Below are 25140 nucleotides of genomic sequence, written 5' to 3' on the forward strand. Positions count from 1 at the left end.
GATGTCCAGAGTTCAATGTCCGCGCTGCCTGCGCCCGCAAAGCCACTGCCTGTGCCCGTTGATCCCGAGCCTCGACAGCCGCACTCGGGTGTTGCTGTTGCAGCATCCGAGTGAAGTGAACCATGCGTTGAACACCGCGCGTCTGGCGGCGCTTGGGTTGAACAATGCCGAGTTGATTGTGGGGGAAGTGTTCGAGGATTTGCCGACGCTGTTGAATCAGCCGGGGTATCGGGCGCGGTTGCTGTTTCCGGGCGAAGAAGTGCAACCGATGAAAGCCTATGGCTCATCTGATGAACCGATGTTGTTAGTGGTCCCGGACGGCACCTGGCGCAAGGCGCGCAAGATGCTGCACCTCAATCCGCTGCTGGCGGCGTTGCCGAGGGTGACGCTGGCCGAAGGCGGTGTGTCCCGTTATCGGCTGCGCAAGGCACCGGGACCCGGGGCGCTGTCGACGGTGGAAGCGATTGTGCAGGCGCTGGAAACCCTCGAAGCGCCGGCGACGTTTGAGCCGTTGCTGAAGCCGTTCGAGGCATTGATCGAAGGGCAGATTGCGGCGATGGGGGAGGAGGTTTACCTGCGTAATCATGCCGACAGGTGATCGGGGTATGTGCCGGCCTCTTCGCGAGCAAGCCCGCTCCCACATTTGATCGTATTTCTCCTGGAGGAATACGATCAAATGTGGGAGCGGGCTTGCTCGCGAAGGCGGCGGAACAATCACCAGAAAATCTCAGCCAGAATCTACCGCTCCCGCATCGCCTCGGTCCGCGCTTTCAACACCGGTTTAAGCAAGTAATCCAGCACCGTTTTCTCCCCGGTAATAATGTCCACCGTCGCCACCATCCCCGGGATGATCATCAGCGGCTTCACATCCCCGCCCAAATGGTTTTTGTCGGTTCGCACCTGAATCAGATAAAAGCTGTTGCCCTTGTCGTCGGTGATGGTGTCGGCGCCGATCAATTCCAGTTTGGCGCTCAGGCCGCCGTAAATGGTGTAGTCGTAGGCACTGAACTTGACCATGGCTTTCTGACCCGGATGCAGGAATGCAACGTCCTGTGGCCGCACCTTGGCTTCGATCAGCAGGTTGTCTTCCAATGGCACGATTTCCACCATGTCACTGCCGGGCTGGACCACGCCGCCAATGGTGTTGACCTTCAACACCTTGATGATGCCGTGCACCGGCGAGACCACGGTGGTGCGGGTGACACGGTCGTCGATGGCGATGCTCGATGCCGTTATTTTTGACAGGTCTGTGCGTTTCTCGTTCAGCTCTTTGGCGGCTTCCGAGCGGAAGGTTTGCTCCGATTCGTCGATCTTGCTTTTGATCTCGTCGATGGCCGATTCGGCCCGGGGGATTGCCAGGGTGGTGGCGTTCAATGAGCCGCGAATCTCCACGGCGCTGCGTTTGAGCCGCAGGATTTCCACCGGTGAGACCGCACCCGTGCCCACCAGCGGCATGGACATGTTCATCTCTTGTTGCAGCAGCGCCAGGCTTGAACTGAACTGCCCCTGTTTCGAGCGAAATTCGGCAAGCTCCTGGGTTTTTTGCCGAAGTTGCTCGCTCAGGGTGCGTTGCTCGCTGGCCAGTCGGCGTTGCCGTTGCTCGTACAGCGAGCGCTCGTCTTCGGCCACTTGCGGAGCCTTGGCGATCACTTCTTCTGACAGCTTGAACGGCCGCCCCTCAGCCTCGGCCGAAAGCCGTTCGACCTGTGCGGTCAAGGCGTAACGATCAGCTTCGCTTTCGCCCTTGTTCGACAGGTAGCGGGTGTCATCCAGGCGCAGCAAGGTGTCGCCCTTGTTCACCATTTGCCCTTCACGGACGAAAATTTCAGTGACGATGCCGCCCTCCAGGTTCTGGATCACCTGGACCTTGCTCGACGGAATCGCCTTGCCTTCGCCCATGGTCACTTCCTGCAACACGGCGAATTTGGCCCAGACCACTGCGCTGACCAGCAGCGCGGCGGCCAGCCACACGGTGATTCGCGACCAGCGCGGTGAGTCCTGCAACGAGGCGCCGGCGGTTTCCGGCATGAACTCGGTCTCGGCACTTTTGTTGAAACTGTCGAAGTAGCCACGGGATCCTTGATCGGCAGACATGGGCTACTCCTAGACGGCCGCAGAGCCGACACGGCCCTTGCGCAGTGCATCGATGACCGCTTCCTTCGGACCGTCGGCGACGATCCGTCCGTTGTCCAGTACCACCAACCGGTCCACCAGACTCAGCATCGAGGTGCGGTGGGTCACCAGCAGGATGGTTTTGCCCTGGACCCAGCCGTGAAGTTTTTGCCGCAGGACGTCTTCGCTGCTGTTGTCCATGGCGCTGGTGGGTTCGTCGAGCAACATGATGGGCGGGTCGAGCAACATCGCCCGGGCCATCAAAACGGCTTGGCGCTGGCCGCCGGACAACAGTTGCCCGCGTTCGCCCACGGGCCGGTCGAAGCCTTGCGGGTGTTGCCGGGCCAGTTCGGTAACGCCGGTCATTTGCGCCACTTCGAGCATGCGTGAGTCGCTGATGTAGCGCGCGCCGAGGGTCAGGTTGTCGCGCAGGCTGCCGGCCAGAAGCGGCAGGTCGTGGGCGACGTAACCGATTTGATGGCGCAGGTCGGCGATGTCCAGTTGCCGCAGGTCCAGGCCATCGAGCAGCAACTGGCCTTCATCCGGTTCGTAGAAGCCCATCACCAGTCGCGCCAGAGTGCTTTTGCCTGAGCCGCTGCGGCCGATGATGCCGACGCGCTCGCCGGGTTTCATACTGAAGCTGACATTGGCCAAGGCGGGAGAACTCTGGCCGTTGTAGCGGAAGGTCACGCCGACAACATCCAGTGCGCCTTGCAGTTGGGTGCGCTCAAGCGGCCGTTGCCTGGCGTCGCGCTCCTGGGGCAGGCCCATCAGCGCGTCGGTGCTTTTCATGGTCAGTTGCGCTTGCTGGTAGCGGGTGATCAGGCCGGCGATCTGCCCCAGTGGCGCCAGTACCCGACTGCCGAGCATGTAGCTGGCTACCAGGGCACCGACGCTGAGATTGCCGGCGATGATGCTGTAGACCCCGGCGACGATGGTTGCCATGCCGGACAGTTGCTGGATGAACAGCGTGCCGTTGGTGGCCAGGGCCGAGAGGTTGCGCGCGTGGCTGTCGAGGCGGGTGAGGGCGCCATGGGTGCTTTCCCATTTGTGCTGACGTTCGCTTTCGGCGCTGCAGGCCTTGAGGGTTTCCAGGCCACTGAGGGTTTCGATCAACAGTGCCTGGCGTTCGGCGCCCAGGCTGAGGCTTTTCTGCACGGTATCGCGCAGCCGTACCTGGATCACCATGGCGAAGATGATGGTGACGGGAAACGCCAGTATCGGGATCACCACCAGCCAGCCACCGAGCAGGCCGATCACCAGCAGCATCAGCAGGCAGAAGGGCAGGTCGATCAGGCTGGTGAGGGTTACGGCGGTGAGAAATTCCCGCAGGCCCTGGAAGTCATGAATGCTTTGGGCGAAACCACCGATGGTCGCCGGCCGCGCTTTCATCGCCATGCCGGTGATGCGCTCGAACAGGGTGGCCGACAGGATCACATCGGTTTTCTTGCCGGCGGTATCGAGCAAGTGCGCACGCACGACCCGCAGCACCAGTTCGAACGCGGTGCCGATCAGCAGGCCGGTCGCCAGCACCCACAAGGTCGAAGTGGCCTGGTTAGGCACCACGCGGTCGTAGGTCTGCATCACGAACAACGGCACCATCAGTCCCAGCAGGTTGATCAGGAAGCTCGCCAGGATCGCATCGCTGTAGAGCCATTTCGACAGCTTCAGCGTATCGCGGAACCAAGCATGGACCCGAGGCAGCAGCGGCGAGCGCAAGTCTTCGAGTTCGTGGCGTGGCCGGGCAAACAACGCCTGGCCACTGTAGTGTTCGGCCAGCTCCTCGGGGCTGAGCCATTGTTCGCCGCCGTCGGCTTCGCTGGGCAGGATCAGTACCTTGCCGTCTTCGCCATAACGGCGCAGGACGGCCGTGCGGCCGTTGTTGAGCAACAGCAGCACGGGCAGGTTGAGCGCGGAGATGTCCTTGAGGTCACGGCGCAGCAAGCGTGCCTGCAAACCGGCCCGGGCCGCTGCACGGGGCAGCAGGTCCTGGCTCAGGCGTTGGTGTGCCATGGGCAGCCCGGCACTGAGGCTGGCGCGACTGACCGTCGCGCCGTGGAGTTTGCAGAGGATCAACAGACCGTCCAGAAGCGGGTCATCGAAGCTCAGGCGCGGATCGATACCGGAGTTGCCGGGTTCCATGCTGGTCATTGAACCCTCCCGTGAACTACTTCATATCAGGCAGACGAGCTTCGTTTTTCACTTCGGTCTGGGCGATCGCGTCGGCGGGCAATACGACCCGTTGCTTGCTCAGCAACTGGCCCATGTTCGCCAGGACACGGTACATCGAGAACTCTTCGGTGTAGCGCACTTCGGTGTAGCGACGGTTGGCGTTGTAGAGTTCGTTTTCACTGTCGAGCAGGTCAAGCAGGGTCCGTTGGCCGAGGCCGAACTGGTCCTGGTAGGCAATGCGTACGCGCTTGCTGGTTTCGGCATATTCACGGGCGGTCGGGGTTTGTTTCTTGGCATTGACCATGGCGTTCCAGGCCAGGTGAATGTTCTCGTTGAGCTGGCGCAGGGCATTGTTGCGGATGTCCATGGCCTGGTTGATCTTGTGCGAGTCGGAGGCCAGGCGCGCCTTGTCGCTGCCGCCGCGGAACAGGTTGTAGTTCATTATCACGCCGACCCGCCATTCGTTGTCGTGGCCTTCGTCACCCTGCACGTTGTTGTTCGCGCCCACTGCTGCCTCGGCGTCGAGGCGCGGGTAGAACGGCGACTTGGCGACTTCGTACTGGCTTTCGGCCGATTGCACGTCGGCCTGGGCGGATTTCAGGTAAGGGTTGTTTTCCACCATGCTCTGCTGGGCTTCGGGCAGGGTGGGGGGGACTTCGCCGCGAATCGACGGCGGGGTTTCGAGTTCATCGGGCATGCGCCCCACGACGGCGTAGAAGTTCGACTCGGCATCGGCCAGATCGACTTCGGCGGTGTCGAGGTTGTTTTCCGCCAATGCCCGGCGAGCGCTGGACTGGTCGGCATCGGCGTTGCTGCCCACGCCGCGCTGGGTGCGCAGGCCGATCTGGTCATTGACCCGCAAGTGCGCTTGCAGGTTGTTCTTGGCCAGTGTCACCAGTTCGCGACGTTTGAGGACTTCCAGGTAAACCTCGGTGGTGCGCAGGGCCAGATCCTGAGCCGTACCCTGAGCGTAATAGGCTCGCGAGTTGACCACGCCTTTGGTGCGCTGGACTTCATTGGAAGTGTTGAACCCGTCGAAGAGCATTTGCCGCAGGCGCAATTCCGACTGGGTGTAGTTCAAGGTTTCGGTGTTGTGCCCGCCGGGGGTGAGCGCCCGGGTATTGGTGTTGTCGCTGTACGCGCGTCCGTAGGCGGCGTTCAGGTCAACCGATGGATAAAAGCCCCCTTTGGCGACCTTCACGTCCTCGTCAGCCGACAGACGGCTGTCCACCCGTGATGCCAGCTCCGGGTGCGTCGCGATGGTGCTCTGGATTGCCTCTGTCAGCGTCATGGCCTGGGCCTGGTACGAGCAGGCCATGGCCAAAAGAACCGCGCTGCAGAGGGGGGTTAATAGGCGCATGGTACATCTCCCTGATTCCTGATGGTGCTTATCAGTCGCCAATTTTTTGACGACATTTGTAGGTAAAGTTGTTTCACGTCTTTAACAAAAGAGCTAAGAACATTCTGGAGCGTAGCTAAGAAATTTTTTTCATAGCGGGTATGCCAAAAAAAACTTATGCGCTCTGCAAAATCCAGCACATTGTTCAATCAGAAAGCCCTTGTTTTATGGGCTCTAGGGCGCTCATCGGGGTTTGAGGAAAGTTCCAATCCACTTATCGAAATAGGGCGGAGAAGTGCTGGAGGGGAGGGATGCGAGCGATCTGATGGCGACGGTTTTTTGTCACTTGAGTGCTTCGAGATCGTTACGCATCGCTCACAGGCAAGGTTGTTGCGAACAGGGATCCGATGCCATTGATTGCAGAGGGATTTTCCCGAAATCGTAAACAGCGCCGTGAGCGACTGGCTGGGCGAGATCGTTGCCGGGTCCACGGCTTACTCAAGTAAGCCGGCGCCCGGAACACGATCCGCCAGACAACCCGCTCGAACCATGAGCACGTTCTTCGCACAAACAAGGTGCCGACAGCGGTTGGCAGCGGAGGAAGTGCACCATGGCAACGCTCATCGGTATCGTCAGTAAGGTCATCGGTCAGGTGTTCGCGGTTGCGAGCGACGGCACCCGGCGTGCTTTGGTCGAGGGGGACCGGCTGTTCGCCGGCGACCAACTGAGCACCGGCGCTGAAGGCGCGGTGGCGGTGCATCTGCAAAATGGCCAGGAACTGACCCTCGGGCGCGACAGCAGCATGCAGATGACGTCGCAGCTGCTTGCCAATCAGATTCCCCATGTGGAGTCACCTGAAGCACTGACACCGAGCGAAGCGCAACTGACCGATGTCGAACAGCTGCAAAAAGCCATTGCGGCGGGCGACGACCCGACCCAAACCGCTGAAGCCACCGCTGCGGGGCCTACCACGACTGCCGGTGTACCGGGTGGCATCGCGGGCAGTGGCCATAGTTTCGTCATGCTCGAAGAAGTGGGCGGACGAGTCGATCCGGTCATCGGCTTCCCCACAGCCGGATTCAATGGCATCCCCGAACTTCCCGAAGAACGCCTGAATGTTAATCCGGACAACGCTACAGCGGACGAAGCCCCTGTGGTGCCGCCGGTGGTTGCACAGGTGCCGAACAATCCGGTCACCTTCGTCGGCCTGTCAGAGCAGAACGGCGAGCGGACCGTCAACGAAGCCAACCTGGCCGACGGTTCGGCGAGGAGCGAAGGATCGCTGACGCGAAGCGGCACCTTCACCATCAATGCGCCCGACGGATTGACCAGCCTCACCATCGGCGCAATCAACGTGATCAGCGGCGGTGTGGCGACAGGTGTTGCGCAGTCGATCACCACTCCTCTGGGCAGTACCTTGACCTTCACCGATTACAACCCGGTTACGGGCGTGGTCAGTTACAGCTACACCCTCAACCGTTCCGAAACCCACGCAAGTGGTGGCGGGGCCAATAGTCTCGACGAACAATTCACTGTGGTGGCCATCGACAGCAATGGCGACAGCGCTACCGGTACGCTGGATATCAGCATCATCGACGACGTGCCGCAAGCGGTCGATGACAGCAATGGCACCGCCTCGGAAACCCAGCTGACCCTCAACGGCAACGTGCTGAGCAACGACGTGCAAGGCGCTGACCGGGTGACGCTTGGGGAAAACAGCGGGCCGATTACCCCCGGCACCTTCACCGGCACCTACGGCACCCTGGTGCTGAATGCCAACGGCACTTACACCTACACCCTCAACACCAGCGATGCGGATTTCAAAGCCCTGCACGGCGGTGGCAATGGCACCGAAACCTTCACCTACACCCTCACCGATGCCGACGGCGACAGCAGCACGGCCAACCTGGTGCTGCAGATCCACAACAACGATGACCTGATCACGATTGGCGGATTGAATACTGGGGGCGGCGAGTTGACCGTCTTCGAGAAAAACCTCGGCGACGGCAGCGCACCGGACGCCACCGCGCTGACCCAGAACGGCACCTTCACCGTCGCCGCGCTGGACGGCGTCACCACCCTGACTGTCGGCGGCATCGCCGTGGTCACCGCTGGCGTGGCCGCCAGCTTCCCGCAATCGATCACCACCCCGCTGGGCAGCACCCTAACCATCACCGGGTTCAACGCGGCGAGCGGCGTGGTGAGCTACAGCTACACCCTCAACGATAACGAAGCGCATCCAACGGCCAACGGTGCCAACACCCTGCCTGAGCAGTTTGCCGTGACCGTGGTCGACGACAACGGCACCACTGCCACCGGTTCACTGGACGTCAACATCGTCGACGACCTGCCCAGTGCCGTGGGCGACAGCAATGGCACCGCCTCGGAAACCCAGCTGACCCTCAACGGCAACGTGTTGAGCAACGACGTGCAAGGCGCCGACCGGGTGACGCTCGGGGAAAACAGCGGTCCGATCACCCCCGGCACCTTCACCGGCACCTACGGCACCCTGGTGCTCAATGCCAACGGCACTTACACCTACACCCTCAACACCAGCGATGCCGACTTCAAAGCCCTGCACGGCGGCGGTAACGGCACCGAAACCTTCACCTACACAATCACCGATGCCGACGGCGACAGCAGCACCGCCAACCTGGTGCTGCAGATCCACAACAACGATGACCCGACCACGATTGGCGATTTGAACGCCGGGGGCGGCGAGCTGACCGTCTTCGAGAAAAACCTCGGCGACGGCAGCACACCGGACGCCACCGCGCTGACCCGGAACGGCACCTTCACCGTCGCCGCGCTGGACGGCGTCACCACCCTGACTGTCGGCGGCATCGCCGTGGTCACCGCTGGCGTGGCGGCGGGCTTCCCGCAATCGATCACCACCCCGTTGGGCAGCACCCTGACCATCACCGGGTTCAACGCGGCGACCGGGGTAATCAGCTACAGCTACACGCTGGTCGATAACGAAGCCCATCCAACGGCCAACGGTGCCAACACCCTGCCTGAGCAGTTTGCCGTGACTGTGGTCGACGACAACGGCACCACTGCCACCGGTTCACTGGACGTCAACATCGTCGACGACCTGCCCAGTGCCGTGGGCGACAGCAATGGCACTGCCTCGGAAACCCTGCTGACCCTCAACGGCAACGTGCTGAGCAACGACGTGCAAGGCGCCGACCGGGTAACGCTCGGCGAAAACGCCGGCCCCATCACCCCCGGCACCTTCACCGGCACCTACGGCACCCTGGTGCTGAATGCCAACGGCACTTACACCTACACCCTCAACACCAACGATGCCGATTTCAAAGCCCTGCACGGCGGTGGCGACGGCACCGAAACCTTCACCTACACCCTCACCGATGCTGACGGCGACAGCAGCACGGCCAACCTCGTGCTGCAGATCCACAACAACGATGACCTGATCACGATTGGCGGATTGAATACTGGGGGCGGCGAGCTCACCGTCTTCGAGAAAAACCTCGGCGACGGCAGCGCACCGGATGCCACGGCGCTGACCCAGAACGGCACCTTCACTGTCGCCGCACAGGACGGCGTCACCACCCTGACCGTCGGCGGCATCGCCGTGGTCACCGCTGGCGTGGCGGCGGGCTTCCCGCAATCGATCACCACGCCACTGGGCAGCACCCTGACCATCACCGGGTTCAACGCGGCGAGCGGCGTGGTGAGCTACAGCTACACCCTCAACGATAACGAAGCGCACCCGACCGCCAACGGTGCCAATACCCTGCCTGAGCAGTTCGCCGTGACCGTGGTCGATGACAACGGCACCACTGCCATCGGTTCACTGGACGTCAACATCGTCGACGACCTGCCCAGTGCCGTGGGCGACAGCAATGGCACTGCCTCGGAAACCCAGCTGACCCTCAACGGCAACGTGCTGAGCAACGACGTGCAGGGTGCGGATCGGGTGACGCTCGGGGAGAACAGCGGCCCGATCACCCCCGGTACCTTCACCGGCACCTACGGCACCCTGGTGCTGAATGCCAACGGCACTTACACCTACACCCTCAACACCAGCGATGCGGATTTCAAAGCCCTGCACGGCGGTGGCAATGGTACCGAAACCTTCACCTACACCCTCACCGATGCTGACGGCGACAGCAGCACGGCCAACCTCGTGCTGCAGATCCACAACAACGATGACCTGATCACGATTGGCGGATTGAATACTGGGGGCGGCGAGCTCACCGTCTTCGAGAAAAACCTCAGCGACGGCAGCGCACCGGATGCCACGGCGCTGACCCAGAACGGCACCTTCACTGTCGCCGCACAGGACGGCGTCACCACCCTGACCGTCGGCGGCATCGCCGTGGTCACCGCTGGCGTGGCGGCGGGCTTCCCGCAATCGATCACCACGCCACTGGGCAGCACCCTGACCATCACCGGGTTCAACGCGGCGAGCGGCGTGGTGAGTTACAGCTACACCCTCAACGATAACGAAGCGCACCCGGCCGCCAACGGTGCCAACACCCTGCCTGAGCAGTTTGCCGTGACTGTGGTCGACGACAACGGCACCACTGCCACCGGTTCACTGGACGTCAACATCGTCGACGACCTGCCCAACGCCGTGGGCGACAGCAATGGCACTGCCTCGGAAACCCTGCTGACCCTCAACGGCAACGTGCTGAGCAACGACGTGCAAGGCGCCGACCGGGTGACGCTCGGGGAGAACAGCGGCCCGATCACCCCCGGTACCTTCACCGGCACCTACGGCACCCTGGTGCTGAATGCCAACGGCACTTACACCTACACCCTCAACACCAGCGATGCCGATTTCAAAGCCCTGCACGGCGGTGGCAATGGCACCGAAACCTTCACCTACACCCTCACCGATGCCGACGGCGACAGCAGCACGGCCAACCTGGTGCTCAACGTCTACAACAACGACGATCCGGTGACCCTCAACGGCCTCAACGTGTATGGCGGTGAGCTGACGGTCTACGAAAAAAATCTCGGCGACGGCAGCGCACCGGATGCCACGGCGCTGACCCAGAGCGGTACCTTTACCGTCACCGCCCTCGATGGCTTGCAAACCCTGACCGTCGGCGGAATCACTGTCGTCAGCGGGGGGGTGGCCGCCGGCTTCCCGCAAACCGCCGTCACGCCGTTGGGCAGCACCCTGACCATCACCGGTTACAACCCGGCGACCGGGGTAATCAGCTACAGCTACACCCTCAACGATAACGAAGCCCATCCAACGGCCAACGGCGCCAACAGCCTGACCGAGAACTTCAACGTCGTCGCTACCGACAGCGATGGCGACAGTGCAACCGGGCAGATCAACGTCAACATCGTCGACGACCTGCCCAAAGGCGTGTACGACAGCAATGCATCAACGGCTTCGGAAACCCTGCTGACCCTCAACGGCAACGTGCTGAGCAACGACGTGCAGGGCGCCGACCGGGTGACGCTCGGCGAAAACGCCGGACCCATCACCCCCGGCACCTTCACCGGCACCTACGGCACCCTGGTGCTGAATGCCAACGGCACTTACACCTACACCCTCAACACCAGCGATGCGGATTTCAAAGCCCTGCACGGCGATGGCAACGGCACCGAAACCTTCACCTACACAATCACCGATGCCGACGGCGACAGCAGCACCGCCAACCTGGTGCTGAACGTCCACAACAACGACAATCCGGTGACCCTCAACGGCCTCGACGTGTATGGCGGTGAGCTGACGGTCTACGAAAAAAATCTCGGTGACGGCAGCAACCCCAACGCGTCGGCCCTGACCCAGAGCGGTACTTTCACCGTCATCGCACTCGACGGCGTCACCACCCTGACTGTCGGCGGTATCGCCGTGGTCACCGCTGGCGTGGCGGCGGGTTTCCCGCAATCGATCACCACGCCACTGGGCAGCACCCTGACCATCACCGGGTTCAACGCGGCGAGCGGCGTGGTGAGCTACAGCTATACCCTCAACGATAACGAAGCGCACCCGACCGCCAACGGTGCCAATACCCTGCCTGAGCAGTTCGCCGTGACCGTGGTCGATGACAACGGCACGACTGCCACGGGCAGCCTCGACGTGAACATCGTCGACGACCTGCCCAAAGGCGTGTACGACAGCAATCCTTCAACGGCTTCGGAAACCCAGCTGACCCTCAACGGCAACGTACTGAGCAACGACGTGCAAGGCGCCGACCGGGTAACGCTCGGCGAAAACGCCGGCCCGATCACCCCCGGCACCTTCACCGGCACCTACGGCACCCTGGTGCTGAATGCCAACGGCACCTACACCTACACCCTCAACACCAGCGATGCCGATTTCAAAGCCCTGCACGGCGGTGGCGACGGCACCGAAACCTTCACCTACACAATCACCGATGCCGACGGCGACAGCAGCACCGCCAACCTGGTGCTCAACGTCTACAACAACGACGATAAGGTCACCCTCAACGGCCTCGACGTGAATGGCGGTGAGCTGACCGTCTACGAAAAAAATCTCGGCGATGGCACCAACCCGGATACACCGGCCCTGACCCAGAGCGGTACCTTTACCGTGACCGCCCTCGATGGCCTGCAAACCCTGACCGTGGGCGGCATCACGGTCGTCAGCGGCGGTGTTGCAGCCGGCTTCCCGCAAACTGCCGTCACGCCACTGGGCAGCACCCTGACCATCACCGGTTACAACCAGGGCGTGATCAGCTACAGCTACACCCTCAACGATAACGAAGCCCACCCAACGGCCAACGGCACCAACAACCTCATCGAGAACATCAATGTCGTAGCCACCGACACCGATGGCGACAGCGATACCGGGCAGATCAACGTCAAGATCGTTGATGACCTTCCGAGCGCCAATCCCGACGCGGATTCGGTGCAGGAGGGCGGCACCGTCAACATCAGTGTGCTGGGCAACGACGTCAGCGGGGCTGATGGTCCGGCTGTCGCTGGGGCGGTGATTGGTGTGCGTGCGGGTAGCGACACATCAACCTCGGCCATCGGCGGGCTCGGCGACCACATCGCCGGTACTTACGGTTACCTGACCCTCGATGCCAACGGCAACGCCGTGTATCACAGCACGCCTAACGCAGTGAGCGGCCCCGGCGCGGTGGATGTGTTCACCTACACCGTGCGCGACTCCGATGGTGACGAAAGCACCACCACCATCACCATTGACCTCTACAACAGCTCCCTGAAGGCCGTCAGCGACAACGACGTGACGGTTCTGGAAAAAGCCCTCGACCTGAGCCAGGACGGCCAGGACCTGGTGGCCGGCACCGTCACCGGCAGCGATCCTGCAAGCACGGGCGAAACCGCGTCCGGCACGCTGGTGGGGTCGGTCACCCATGCCGTCGGCGCAATCACCTATGCCCTGGTCGGCAGCGATGTCGGGGCATACGGGCAGATTCAGCTCAACGCCAACGGCACCTATACCTACACCCTGACGACACCACCGAGCACCATGCCGCATGGCAATGACGGCCCGAACGTGATGCACGAAACCTTCACCTATCAGGCCACTGATTCGTTGGGCAACATCGTCACCAGCACCATCGTGGTGAACATTGTCGATGACGTGCCCAAAGCGCTGAACGACAGCAACCTCGGCACCGCTTCGGAGACAGTGTTGAGCCTCAGTGGCGACGTGTTCGGCAACGACGTGATCGGCGCCGATAAAGTCGCCATCGGTCCGGATGCCGGCCCGGTCACCCCAGGCACCTTCTCCGGTACCTATGGCACCCTGGTGCTCAATGCCAACGGCACCTACACCTACACGCTGGATCCCGATAATGCGGACTTCAAAAACCTGCATGGCGGTGGCAGCGACACCGAAACCTTCACCTACACCCTCACCGATGCCGACGGTGACATCAGTACCGCCTATCTGGTACTGAACGTCTACAACAACGACGATAAGGTCACCCTCAACGGCCTCGACGTGTATGGCGGTGAGCTGACGGTCTACGAGAAAAATCTCAGCGACGGCACCACCCCCGACACACCGGCACTGACCCAGAGCGGCACTTTCACCGTGACCGCCCTCGACGGCCTGCAAACCCTGACCGTGGGCGGCATCACGGTCATCAGTGGTGGCGTGGTCGCCGGTTTCCCGCAAACTGCCGTCACACCACTGGGCAGCACCCTGACCATCACCGGTTTCAGCCAGGGCGTGATCAGCTACAGCTACACCCTCAACGATAACGAAGCCCACCCAACGGCCAACGGCACCAACAACCTCATCGAGAACATCAACGTCGTAGCCACCGACACCGACACCGATGGCGACAGCGATACCGGGCAGATCAACGTCAAGATCGTCGACGACCTGCCAAGCGCCAAACCAGACTCGTCATCGGTCGTGGAGGGCGGCAGCGTCAACATCAGTGTGCTGGGCAACGACGTCAGCGGCGCCGATGGTCCGGCGACGGTGGTTGGTGTGCGTGCCGGCGGCAACACCTTGACGTCAGCCATCGGCGGGCTGGGCAACCAGATCAACGGTACCTATGGCTACCTGACCCTCGATGCCAACGGCAACGCGGTGTATCACAGCAACCAGAATTCCGTCGGCGATCCGGGTGCCACTGACACGTTCACCTATACCGTGCGTGATTCCGATGGCGATGAAAGCACCACCACCATCACCATCGACGTCACCAACAGCACGATCAAGGCCAATCCCGACAGCGACGTGACGGTCTACGAAAAAGCCCTCGACCTGAGCAAGGACGGGCAGGACCTGGCCGCCGGTACGGTCACCGGCAGCGACCCGGGCAACACGGGCGAAACCGCGTCCGGGACCCTGGTCGGTTCGGTCTCGGGTGCCAGCGGCGCACTCACCTACACCCTGGTCGGCAACGCCACCGGCACCTACGGGCAGATCCTGATCAACCCCGACGGCAGCTACACCTACACCCTGACCTCGGCACCGAAAACCTTGCCGACCGCCAACGACGGGCCCAATAGCCTGAGTGAAAGCTTTATGTACAAAGCCACCGATGCGCTGGGCAACAGCAGCACCAGCACCATCGTGGTCAACATTGTCGATGACGTGCCCAAGGCAGTGGCAACGGATCGCTCGGTGGCGGCGGTGGAGATCGATTCCAACCTGCTGATCGTGCTCGACGTCTCCGGCAGCATGGCCGACGCTTCCGGCGTGTTGGACGCGTCGGGCGCGAGCCTGTCGCGCCTGGCCCTGGCCAAGCAGGCCATCAGTGCCTTGCTGGATAAGTACGACGACCTGGGCGATGTGAAAGTGCAGCTCGTCACCTTCAGCAGCAGCGCCACCGACAGGACCTCGGTGTGGGTCGATGTCGCCACCGCCAAGACGCTGCTCGCCGGTCTGACTGCGGACGGCGGCACCAACTACGACGCGGCCGTGGCGACCATGCAGACCGCGTTCAACACCTCGGGCAAACTCACCGGTGCGCAAAACGTCGGCTACTTCTTCTCCGACGGCAAGCCCACCGCCGGCCAGGAAATCGGCACCGCCGACGAAACCGCGCTGAAAGCCTTCCTCAATGCCAACGACATCAAGAACTACGCGATCGGCCTGGGCAGTGGCGTAAGCAACGCCAACCTCGATCCGCTAGCCTACGACGGCCACAGCCACACCGACACCAATGCGGTGGTGGTCACCGACCTCAACCAACTCAACTCGGTGCTGTCCGGCACCGTGGTCGGCGCACCGGTCACCGGTTCGTTGCTGGGTGAGGGCGGCGCGTTCGGCGCTGATGGCGGTTTCATCAAATCCATCGTGGTCGACGGCACCACCTACACTTACGATCCGAAAGCCCTCAGCGGCCAGGGTTCGTTGACGCCAAGCGGCGGCACCAACCACGGCACCTTCAATACCGTGAACAACACGCTGAGCATCGCCACCAACAACAGCGGCACGCTGGTGATCAATCTCGACACTGGCGACTACAACTACACCTCGCAGAAAACCACGTCGGTGTTGATCACCGAGAACATCGGCTTCACCGTCAGCGACAACGATGGCGACCTCACCAGCTCGACGCTGACCGTGAAAGTGATCCCCAACGCGCCTCCAGTGGCGGTGGACGACCACGTCATCACCAACGAGCTGTCGAGCAACATCGTGGTGCCGGGCGAACTGTTGCTGGCCAACGATACCGACCCCAATGGCGACCAACTTTCGGCGACACCCACCTCGTTCAACACCGGCTGGGTCGTGAAAGGCGGGGACTTCACCGGTACCGGCGCGATCGACTTCACCGGCGAAAACAACAACCTCGCCAACCAGAGTCTGGCCAACGTGCGCAATGCCTTTGCGGCCAACGCGGCGACCATGACGGCGCTGCTGGTGATCAGTGGCTATCTGGGCGCCGCGAACAACTCCAATGGCAACAATGAAGACCTCATCACGGTTAAGCTGAAACAGGGTGAGACGCTCAACCTCGATCACAACCTGGACCCTGGGCACGTCACGATGGAGTATTCGCTCAACGGCGGGGCGTTCACAGGCATCGCCGATGGCGGCACCATCACCGCAAGCGCGGATGGCACCTACCAGATCCACGTGACCAACATCGCCAACACCAGTGGCGGCAATAAGAATTCGGCGGAAAACTACGACCTGACCATGACCGTCAACTACGCAGGAGCACACGAAGTCACCACGGACTACCACGGCACCTACACCGCCAACGACAACCATGGCGGCAGCGACTCGGCCAACCTGACCATCAGCTATCAGGGCGGCCACACCCTCACCGGTACCAGTGGCGATGACGTCCTGGTGGCGGGCACGGGCGACAACGTCATCAATGCCGGCGACGGCAACGATGTGCTCACTGCCGGTTCCGGCAACAACGAGCTGCATGGCGGCGCGGGCAATGACTTGCTCTTCAGCGGCCAGGGCAGTGACATCCTCGATGGCGGCACGGGCATCGACACGGCAAGCTATACCCACGCCAGCGTCGGGGTGACGGTCGACCTCAGCCTGCTCACTGCGCAGAACACCCTGGGTGCGGGCTCGGACACCCTGACCGGTATCGAAAACCTCACTGGCTCGAACTTCAACGACACCCTGACCGGCGACAACACTAACAACGTGATCAACGGCGGCCTGGGCAACGACATCCTCAGGGGAGGGGACGGCGATGACTTGCTGATTGGTGGCCTGGGCAACAACACCCTGACTGGCGGGACGGGGGCGGATACCTTCCAGTGGCTCAAGGACAACAGTGGCCATGACGTGATCACCGACTTCACGCCCGGCACCGACAAGCTCGACCTGTCGCAACTGTTGCAAGGGGAGAGCGGCACCACGGCGTCGCTGGATGACTACCTGCACTTCACCGTCACCGGCAGCGGGCCGTCGACAGTGACCAGCATCGACGTCAGCGCCATGGCCGGCGCCGCGCCGAACCAGACCATCGACCTGGCCGGCGTCGACCTGGCCAGCCACTACGGTGTAACGCCGGGGGCGGGTGGGGTGATCGCAGGCGGGTATGACACGGCGACCATCATCAACGGCATGCTCAATGACCATTCGTTGAAGGTCGACACCGTGTAACCCGAAGCCGCAGCGACTGAACCCGCGCTCTCGATCAAATGGGAGCGCGGGTTTTTTATGGGTCTAAATCAGGTGGTCTTAGGGCAGTTTTACGATGAACGGTCGCAATACCTGTTATTTCTGACAGTAGGCAGTTTCTTCCGGCGGGCATTAAATAAAGCCATTCAAGCAGCGCAACCAAGTGTGCTGTACCACCACCTTCACCCAGGAAGGCTCGAAATGGCGACGCCCGAAAAACCTGCCGATGATTCGCAAGTCCACGAAGCATCTGTGCTTGCAGCTGACGCACCCGACATTCCAGCGGTCATTGATCCGGTTGACCCAAGAGGGCTGCTGCCGCTGACGGCACTGGGTGACGATCTGATCGCGACCTTCATGGAGTTTGGTCGGGGAACCAACCCGGCCGACGAGGATTTGGTCGAACTGGGCTTCATGCAATTAGGGGCTGAGTTTTACGCTGTCGATGAACGCTGGTATCCGACCACCGACGTTATTGTGTTCCCGCAAACCCTCAAGGTCCCACGTAATCGCTTGGTACAGGGGGTCTATGAGGTGGCGCTCAGGGTGTCCATTTACGGCGTCAATCCCGTGGAGGGGGAGAGGAAAACCCTGACGATCGACACTACAAAACCCGACTTCGGTAACAAGCCGAAGGCGGTAGTGTTTCCTCCAGAGTTGAACGGCACGATCACCGAAACCTTCCTGACGCAGGAAGGAGAGGTCAGCGTGCAAGTGCCCTGGTACATCGATGCCGAAGCCCGGGATCGCGCCGTTTATTACTGGACAGACAAAGACTCTCCACCCGACGCCGAAACGCCGATTCGTGAGCAGGAGTTCAGCGCCCAGGATATTGCCGACAAACGACTGCGCATCACTGTCTACGCCGACGAAATCCGCGCTTGGGGCACCGGTAAGCGTTACCTCTATTACTACCTGAGGGATCTGGCCGGCAATGCCGGACCACGGTCTTATCTGGCTGACATTTACGTCGATTTAAGCCCCGCGCCGGGAGCCCTGCCGCCACCCCGAGTGCCACTGTCTCCCAGAGGTCTGGTGGATCGGCAGCAGGCCCGTGATGGTGTGCGGGTGGAGATCGATGAGTACGAATTTGCGGATCCCGGCCATTGGGTGGCCATTTTTTGGGATGACAACCCGCTGGCGGAGATTCAGGTTGATCCGGCGGGCTTTCCGCTTTCCGCTCCGGTGCCATGGCCGACATTGCAGGGCAAGGGCGACGGGCCATTGCGGGCAAAGGTGTATTACCGGATTCGCCAAGGCACTGCGTATGGACCTCCATCGCCGGACATCTCGGTCGCGGTCGATCTTACCGTGGCCGGCCAGGATCACGACAAGGCTCCTGCGTTGATCAATGCGAACCTCGCACTGGTGGAGGTATTTGGAGAAGTATCCGGCATCAAGAATACGTTGTTGACCGAGGACCATGGCCGTCCTGCCAGAGTCGAGCTCGCCTTGTATGACGCTCCCGAACCACAGCAACTGCTTGAGTTGTACTGGGGAAGCTATCCAGGAGCAGTCGCTGAATACAAAGTCAAATTGGGAGACACCGCCGGGAAGACCATCGAGTTCATCGTGCCCTGGGAGGTGATCGACACCGATAAGCAGAATCCAGCCTTGCCGGTTTACTACACCACCAGCAATGGGGTGAACGGGCAACAATCCCTGCCGACGCTGGTCAGGGTGGACATTGTATTGATTGAAAACCTGAAGGAACCGACATTTCCTCATGGCGGTTTGAATGGCGTACTCCACTGCTGTTCGAGGCCGAGGCTCTGGGAAGGGGTGACGGTCAGGATCAAGGCCGACCCCCGTATCGAGCAGGGCGACACGCTGATACTGGTTTGGCAAGGGTGTGCCGGACCGAATGGCACCAGCCCCATCCCGGGGGCCTACGGCGAGATTGTCAAAGAGCTGACAACGCTCCAGCCCGGAATGGATATCGATATTGTCGTGCAAGACTACGACAACTTGATTGCCCCGATGGTGAACAACGGCTCCGGGCTGGCTTATTACCGACTTGAAAAGCGTAACGGTGGTCGGGGGCGGTCCCGGTCGGACTTTGTGGTGATCAATCGCACCATGCCCAGTGGCGAAATATGTTCGCCGACGAATGATTTGTGTAACGAAAACTGAAGAGTTTTCGAGTTGGCAATGTAGTGAGTGTCCGGCATCTGTATTGAAGCTTAGCCATCAGCGGCAGATGACCCGGCGTGTCTATTGAAAAGGAGAACAAGTAATGACTGATATGAACGTTTTATCGGCAGCAGAGTTGGCTCGGAAAAAGTTGTTTGACTTGCGCGAGTCACTGCGACTTACGGCCGGTGATCCACCTGAAGTAGAGAACTTGTTACCGCCGGTGCCGAGCGATAATGTGGCGAAACTTCAAGTAAGCCGCCAGGGGCACGATTGCAATGTGCTGCTTAGAGATGTGCAGGTACCTCCGGGAGCGCAACCAGGAGAAATCGATATTACACTGATGAAAGATAATGTTGAGGTTTCAGGGTGGAAGGAGCTTCCAAGTCCTCTTCCCAATCCTTTTGTGATGGTATTGGATGGCGGGGAAACGGCGGTTGAAGGGCCGTTTCGCCTGCGTTACAAAACCCAGTATGCAAGTAATACGCATATATCTCCGGAGTCGTTGTTTTTCATCGATAAAACGGCACCCAATCATGGATTGCCCGGGGGCAAGGCAACCCCGCCGGTCGAAGTCGTGGACGGCGTTGTCACTCGCGAAATTCTGGATGCATTGGACGGTTTGACAATGACTATTGATCCTCCGGACGACATGAGGGAGGGAGATAGATATTATGGTTATTATGGCAAGAGTATTCCGGGGGTTCCTATTGGTGTATTCACTGTTACTGCTGATCTCAGCCGGCCGATCGAAATAAAGATACCCAAGAGCCAAATTGATCTAGGCGGCACGGGGGATTTTATTTTTTACTGCAAATATGAAGATCGCTCGGGGAACATTGGGAAGGAATCTGAGGAGCTTGATCTCTATGTTCGATTGACCCCCGTACCCAGCGGGCTGAAACCGCCACTTGTACCGGAACACGATGATGGCGTTATTGACCTGGACGATGCCTGGCCAAGTGTAGCGGTGGTTATTCCGACCTTCGATAATGGACTGCCCGAAGACCAGGTACGAGTAAGGTTTGATGGCATCATTCAACCGCTCAAGCCGACGGACGGCACGGCGCAAGTGATTGTCGACGTACCTTTTGCGGATGTGGCGCGTAATGGTGATGGTCCGAGGGACGTCCTCGTGAGCTATGCAATTGTACGGGACGGCAAGGAGTATCCGGAACCGACGGGGTTAACGTGCAACATCAACTTGACGATTCCAGGTCCGGTCAATCCAGAACCGGATCCGGAGTTGGGTAACCCGAACCTGGCCAAACTGGTGGTAAAAGGCTCAACAGGCGATGACAAGTTGGTGGAGGGCGACGTTGGCAGCTTGATTGATATCGAATTGACAATCTATGACGGGTTCAAGGCCGGAGATCATGTTGATTTGTACTGGGAGGGTGAGCCTGTTCCAGCACCGAACGGACACTATGAAGTGACCGGAACTGAAAGTCCGGACTTCAAGATCCCGTTCAAAATTCCGTCGGCTGTATTTGAGGCGACCCGTAACGGCCTCAAAAAGGCGCGCTATATCATCACCAACCCTACTCAAAATGGTGAAAATAAAAACCCGTCACCCCCTACTGATGTCGATGTGTATATTTTTCCTGTGACGCTTATTGATCCAGTAATTCGCCATTTGTACGAAAGCCCGTCCGGTCGAAAGTACCTTGACTGCAGTTCTCTGCGGGATTTTCCGGTAGTCGGTAAGGCCGCGGTAGTCAGTGTGGAAGGGGGAGGGTCTCTCGCCCCGGGTATGAAGCTGGACTTTGTATGGTCAGGGGTTAAAATACCGGATCTCGACCCGGTGGCCGATTACCTTATTGAAAAGACGTTGACAGGTAACGAACATGTGGACGGATTTGAAGTCTATTTGCCATTCAATGCCGCACTCAGGCCCATTGCCGATGGATACGGGAAGATTGTTTACACGACAACGGTGGATGGGCGTCTTCATAGTTCAAATGAAGTTGAAGTGAGGGTGGTGACCATCGACTCGGATGGGAACTTCTGCCCTGGCACTCGTCCTGAATAACATTAATTAGTTTTATCACCCAGAGGTGGAGGAGTTCCTCCACCTCGCTCGCTCATATAAGTGAGGGATCATTCTTTTAACTTTAGGAAAACTCCTACAGAACTGTCGCACTCCTCCTTGTACTCTGCGCGCACATTGTTTATGCCAGCCTCCCACTGGAGGACTGTATCGCTCAAAAGTTTAAAGGAGTCATCATGGATGCTTGTTCGCAGTTGTTTCCGTTGAACCGATTCAAAAAAAGTCTCGCGTGGCTGACCCTGGCCCCGTCCCTTCTTTCAAGTCCCCTGGTGTTTGCGTTGACCACGATCGACGCGGGTCAAACACTGGGCATCGATCAAACCACACCGCAAGACAACTATCTCGCCCAGAACGGTGGCGTATTGAATTCCAACGGCGCGGCCACCTTTGAGGTGTTGGTCACCAGCGGAGCACAATTCAATGCGGTCGGCGGTACCTACGACGGCCGTCTGGGTAGTGCAGGGGTTTCGCTCACCAACGCCAGTGGTAATTTGACGGGTGCCACGGTAACCGGCACCCGCATGGGCATGCTCATCAACCGGGTCAGTGGAACCACCACCGGTTCGACTGCCGTGATCAGCGATAGCCGGATCCAGGGCGTATCCGCCGGGATCGAAACCGGTGGTGGCAGCCTTGTGCAGTTGACCAATACACAGGTTTCCGCAACCAGGTCGAACGGGATCGGTCTGAATTCGTTTGGTGCTGATGTAAGGGCCACAGGTGGCAGCATTACCGGTGGCGCGAACGGCGTTCGCCTGCGGGCTGACGCCGAAGGCGTGGGCGGTGGTGCCAAACTGCTGCTCGACAATGTCCTGGTGCAAGGGCAGGCGGGCTCGGCGATTCTCGCGGATGCCGGTGTGACGGCGCAGATACAAGTGCTGAACAACACTCGTCTGCTTGCCGGCAACAACCTTTTGCTTGAGGTGAAGGACGCCTCCACCGCCAATATGACCGTCGCCAACAGCACCCTGCAAGGCAACGTGAGCGTCGACGGTGGCAGCACCGCGAACCTGACGTTCGACTCGGGTCACATGGTTGGCGATGTGGTGAAGGTCGATGATGCCTCGACGGCCAATGTCACCCTGCAAAACGGTTCGACCCTCATCGGCCGCCTCGACAAGGCCAACGGTGTGACCATCAACAGCGGTTCGAACTGGACACTCACCGGCAACGACAGCATCGGTACGCTGGCCATGAATGATGGTCGTGTCAGTTTTGGCCCGGCGGGTGCCCCGGCTACTTACTATCAATTGAATGTCGGGACACTGGCGGGCAACGGTGTGTTTGCCATGAAGGGTGACTTCGCCACCGGCAATCACGACTTTCTTAACGTTACCGGCGTGGCGACGGGCGACTTCGGTCTGGCCGTGGCCGCCTCCGGGCTGGACGCGGCGTCACCGCAGGCCTTGACCCTGGTGCACACCGCGGCGGGCGATGCGAAATTCTCGCTCGAAGGTGGCCCGGTCGACGTGGGCACCTGGTCCTACGACCTGGCCCAGCGCAGCACGGGGACAGGGGAGACCGAATGGTTCCTCGACCCGACCACCAAAACCGTCAGCCCCGGCGCGCGCTCGGTGCTGGCCTTGTTCAACGCACCGATCACCATCCTGTATGCCGAGGGTGCATCGCTGCGCAGCCGCATGGGCGAACTGCGTTTCAACGGCGGCAAAACCGGCTTCTGGATGCGCGGTTACGGCAACAAGTACAACATCACTTCCGGTTCCGGCGTGGCCTATCAGCAGACCCAGCAAGGCCTGTCCCTCGGTGCGGATGTGCGCCTGGGCGAGAGCCAATGGCTGGCGGGTGTCATGACCGGTTATAGCGACTCCGACCTGAACGTCGAGCAGGGCACGTCCGGTACCATCAACAGCTACTATCTGGGGCCGTACGTGACCTGGCTGGACGCCGAGACGGGCTACTACTTCGACGCCACGCTCAAGTTCAACCGCTTTCACAATGAAGCCAAGGTCAGCTTGAGCGACGGCACCCGCTCCAAGGGCGATTACCGCAACTCCGGCATCAGCGCTTCCGCCGAGTTCGGGCGCAACATCAAGCTGGACAAGGGCTACTTCGTCGAGCCGTACGCCAAACTGTCGACTGCGGTGATTCAAGGTAGCGACTATGACCTGGACAACGGCATGAACGCCGACGGTGATCGTGCGCGCTCGGTTCTCGGCGAAGCCGGTGCCACCGCCGGCCGTACCTTCAACATGAACAACGGCATGATCGCGCAACCTTATGTGCGCGCCGCCGTGCAACAAGAGTTCATCAACAACAACCGCGTCACCGTCAACCACGACAACCAGTTCAACAACGATTTGTCCGGCACCCGCGGGGTGCTGGGGGCGGGTATTGCACTGGCGGTGACCAAGGACGTGCAACTGCATGCCGATTTCGATTACAGCAACGGTGAGAACATTGAACAGCCGTATGGGGTGAATGTGGGGGTGCGTTGGGACTTTTAATATCGAGCACTTATCGGAGTTAAAAAAAACGCCCCTCATGATTCATGAGGGGCGTTTTTTCATCTGCTTAATGCATTAGCCGTTTCTTATGCCATAGCCACTGGCTACCTCACCGCCAAACCCGAGATCAATCAGTGGTTTAGTTTGCCCGGTTGCCGGGTAGATCGCCCACCGTTTGCCTAAACCGGCCACGTCGGCTGCCCAGCACCACTCCTGCTCGGTTGCCACACCAGCATAGGTGTTCCTGTATGAGTTCCATTCTGCCAACGATGGAATGCGCCCACCCTGACTCACTGCAGCGTTATGGCATGGCGTATAAGTATTGCGCTGACCTGTTCCGAAGATTCGATGCACATTCGACACCGATACTGGATACGAGGCGGTCTGATTAGCGTTATCCGTCACCCTAATCGTAGCGCTGCCATTGCCTTTGGAAATCACCCGCCCGGTGGAAGCATTCACCTCGGCCACCGCAGGATTGCTCGACGCATAGCGATAGGGCGGAACACCGCCGCTCGCGGCTCGGTTGACGAAGGCACCCGCGGGTGGATTAGTGGGTGTGTAGTCACTTCTGAAAATCCACGCAGACAAATTCACCGGGCTGGTATTGAAGTTCAGCGGCGGGGTCGGCGAGTTGACGGTAAAACTGCGGGCTTCGGAAAACTGCCCGGTACTGACCGCTTTCGCCGTAATGCTGTGTAAACCCAGAGCCACGGACAGGGTGGTGTTCCAGGTGGTCCCACTGGCTCGCACCGTATGTTTGGACACGTTGTTATCGTAGATTTGGACCTCATGGTTAGCCGTGACATTCCCTTCAAGGCTCACGGTCCTATCGGTGGTATGTGCTCTATCTGGCAATTCGCCACGGGAATCCCTGACGGACCTAATTGTTGGTGCTGTATGGGCCGCCACCGCAAAACGGTAAAGCTCGGACACAGGGCGGTCGCCGTACAGTGCCAGGGCTGTGAGGCGATATTCTTTGACGCTCAATCCGCTAATGACCTGGCTCCAGGTTCCACTGGCACTGACGTTTGGTCGACCCAGCGAGGTGGAGTCGTCACGCAACTCGACTTGCTGATTCGGGCTGGCCCTGCCGGTGACAGTAACGGTTCGGTCATAGGTCGTTTGGCCATTCTGCACGGGTCCAGAGGCGCCAACGACATTGTTGATAACCGGGGCATCGGCCATGGCCACGGTAAAAGTCCGGGGCGGGTTGGAGATCGGGTTGTCGCCGTACAGCCCCTGCGCGATGAGTCTGTACTCCTTGACGCTCAATGAATTGAGCACCTGGCTCCAGTCACCGCTGGCGTTGCTTTGAGGCTCACCC

9 protein-coding genes are annotated in these 25140 nt (G+C 60.2%); 5 read left to right on the top strand and 4 right to left on the bottom strand.

Annotated features, from left to right (window positions below; translation table 11 throughout):
• The first annotated feature begins 1 nt into the window (after nucleotide 1).
• Nucleotides 2–598, top strand: coding sequence for a tRNA-uridine aminocarboxypropyltransferase (locus AC07W4_RS12755; protein WP_495032647.1), 597 nt, complete (start codon nucleotides 2–4; stop codon nucleotides 596–598).
• A gap of 140 nt (nucleotides 599–738) precedes the next feature.
• Here the strand turns inward: AC07W4_RS12755 and AC07W4_RS12760 are convergent, their stop codons facing one another.
• The 3 genes from AC07W4_RS12760 to AC07W4_RS12770 are packed head-to-tail and all read right to left on the bottom strand — an operon-like array spanning nucleotide 739 to nucleotide 5644.
• Nucleotides 739–2094 carry an HlyD family type I secretion periplasmic adaptor subunit gene (locus tag AC07W4_RS12760; protein WP_495032648.1) on the bottom strand — a complete coding sequence of 452 codons (1356 nt, stop codon included), beginning with the start codon at nucleotides 2092–2094 and terminating at the stop codon, nucleotides 739–741.
• Nucleotides 2095–2103: 9 nt separating this feature from the next.
• A complete protein-coding gene (locus AC07W4_RS12765; RefSeq protein ID WP_495032649.1) occupies nucleotides 2104–4263 on the bottom strand; it encodes a type I secretion system permease/ATPase in 2160 nt (719 codons plus the stop codon).
• 16 nt (nucleotides 4264–4279) lie between these two features.
• Entirely contained in the window at nucleotides 4280–5644 is a 1365-nt protein-coding gene (locus tag AC07W4_RS12770) for a TolC family outer membrane protein (RefSeq protein WP_495032650.1), read from the bottom strand.
• 589 nt (nucleotides 5645–6233) lie between these two features.
• On the opposite strand from AC07W4_RS12770, the gene AC07W4_RS12775 reads away from it, so the two are divergent.
• The 4 genes from AC07W4_RS12775 (at nucleotide 6234) to AC07W4_RS12790 (ending at nucleotide 23813) form a co-directional block, all read left to right on the top strand.
• Nucleotides 6234–17147 carry a retention module-containing protein gene (locus AC07W4_RS12775; RefSeq protein ID WP_495032651.1) on the top strand — a complete coding sequence of 3638 codons (10914 nt, stop codon included), beginning with the start codon at nucleotides 6234–6236 and terminating at the stop codon, nucleotides 17145–17147.
• A gap of 57 nt (nucleotides 17148–17204) precedes the next feature.
• Nucleotides 17205–19298 carry a hypothetical protein gene (locus tag AC07W4_RS12780; RefSeq protein WP_495032652.1) on the top strand — a complete coding sequence of 698 codons (2094 nt, stop codon included), beginning with the start codon at nucleotides 17205–17207 and terminating at the stop codon, nucleotides 19296–19298.
• Between the two features lie 103 nt (nucleotides 19299–19401).
• Nucleotides 19402–21330, top strand: coding sequence for a hypothetical protein (locus tag AC07W4_RS12785; protein ID WP_495032653.1), 1929 nt, complete (start codon nucleotides 19402–19404; stop codon nucleotides 21328–21330).
• A 194-nt stretch (nucleotides 21331–21524) separates the two neighbouring features.
• On the top strand, nucleotides 21525–23813 hold the full coding sequence (locus AC07W4_RS12790) for an autotransporter outer membrane beta-barrel domain-containing protein (protein WP_495032654.1): 2289 nt from the start codon (nucleotides 21525–21527) through the stop codon (nucleotides 23811–23813).
• A gap of 75 nt (nucleotides 23814–23888) precedes the next feature.
• Here AC07W4_RS12790 and AC07W4_RS12795 read toward each other — a convergent pair.
• A partial coding sequence (locus AC07W4_RS12795; protein WP_495032655.1) for an immunoglobulin-like domain-containing protein occupies nucleotides 23889–25140 on the bottom strand: 1252 nt, incomplete at its 5' end.

This window comes from Pseudomonas sp. GW821-FHT02A08 (genome assembly GCF_059422045.1).